This is a genomic window from Methylobacterium sp. E-065 (assembly GCF_022829605.1).
In the GTDB taxonomy this organism is placed as follows: Bacteria; Pseudomonadota; Alphaproteobacteria; order Rhizobiales; family Beijerinckiaceae; genus Methylobacterium.
In genome coordinates, this window is sequence record NZ_JAKSYD010000282.1 from 1 (window position 1) to 1,254 (window position 1,254).

Sequence of the window (1,254 nt, forward strand, 5' to 3'; positions counted from 1 at the left end):
CGGGAAGGAAGCTGGGGCTCCGCTCCGTAGGATCAAACCCGCGGAAGGCAGACCAGCTGCTTGAGCAGTGCACGACTGATCAAAGGATTTCCCACGCCCGTGCAGCCCGATATGCCGAACGCCCGCAGGAGGCTTCAGAACGGGTCTTCTAGGCCGCCCCGAGGGTAGAGGTAACGCCGTTCTCGATCAGCGGCTGACCCCTGATCCCGTTACTCCCCCGTTACTCCCTATCAGCGGCTGACATGGGCACCCGGATCATCGGCAATCCAGCCTATCGCGATCAGGGGCTTGTGCCTTGCCCTGTGCGCCAAATTCGGCACGACGTCGGGTGCACAGAGGCTGGAGGCCGGCCTCAAAAAGCAGAAAGGGCTACTTGCTCCTGAGGTGGAGGAAGTAGCCCCTTCGCTGACCCGGTCCAGTGTAACCCTGGAAAACCTGAACGCCTTACGCCGCGCGCACGGTGGCGAGGAAACGTTCGACCTCGGCGGTTAGATGCTCGGACTGGCGTGACAGCTCCGAAGCGGCGCCGAGGACTTGATTGGCCGCTGCGCCGGTCTCCTCGGCCGCCCCGGCGACACCCGAGATGTTGCTGGTCACCTCGCCTGTCCCCATCGCAGCTTGGCTGACGTTGCGCACGATCTCCTGGGTCGCTGCGCCTTGCTGCTCTACCGCCACCGCGATCGAGCTGGCCACGTCGCTGATCTCCCGGATCCGCCCGGTAATCCCGCCGATCGACGTCACTGCCTGACCGGTCGAGGCCTGGATCTGTGCGATCTGCCCCGAAATCTCATTCGTGGCCTTGGCCGTCTGCTCCGCCAGCGCCTTCACCTCGGAGGCAACGACGGCGAAGCCCTTGCCAGCGGCCCCGGCCCGGGCGGCCTCGATCGTGGCGTTCAGGGCCAGCCGGTTGGTCTGCCCAGCGATGGTCGAGATCAGCCCGACCACGTTGCCGAACCGGGACACGGCGGCACTCAGCTCCTGCACGAGGCTACCGGTCTGGTCAGCCTCGTGCACGGCACGCTGTGCAAGCTCGGCCGTGTCCCGGATCGGCGACGTGGTCGGGCTGATCTCGACCATCGCTGGGCAGACCAACCTGCTGGCCCTGAACGCCACGACAGAGGCCGCCCGGGCCGGGTCCGCCGGCAAGGGCTTCCCCGTCGTTGCCTCCGAGGTGAAGGCCGCCGCCGAGCAGACGGCCAAAGCCACGAAAGAGATTTCGGGGCAGATCGCACATAGGCAAGCCTCACACGGACC

1 protein-coding gene and 1 pseudogene are annotated in these 1,254 nt (G+C 66.2%); one reads left to right on the top strand and one right to left on the bottom strand.

The features are described from left to right. Nucleotides 1–444 precede the first annotated feature (444 nt). Nucleotides 445–1,035: pseudogene (locus tag MKK84_RS31725) on the bottom strand (methyl-accepting chemotaxis protein); the annotation flags it as partial. Between the two features lies 1 nt (nt 1,036). Here MKK84_RS31725 and MKK84_RS35765 point away from each other — a divergent pair. Next, the coding region (locus tag MKK84_RS35765) for a methyl-accepting chemotaxis protein (RefSeq protein WP_409566567.1) at nt 1,037–1,254 on the top strand (218 nt) is incomplete at its 3' end.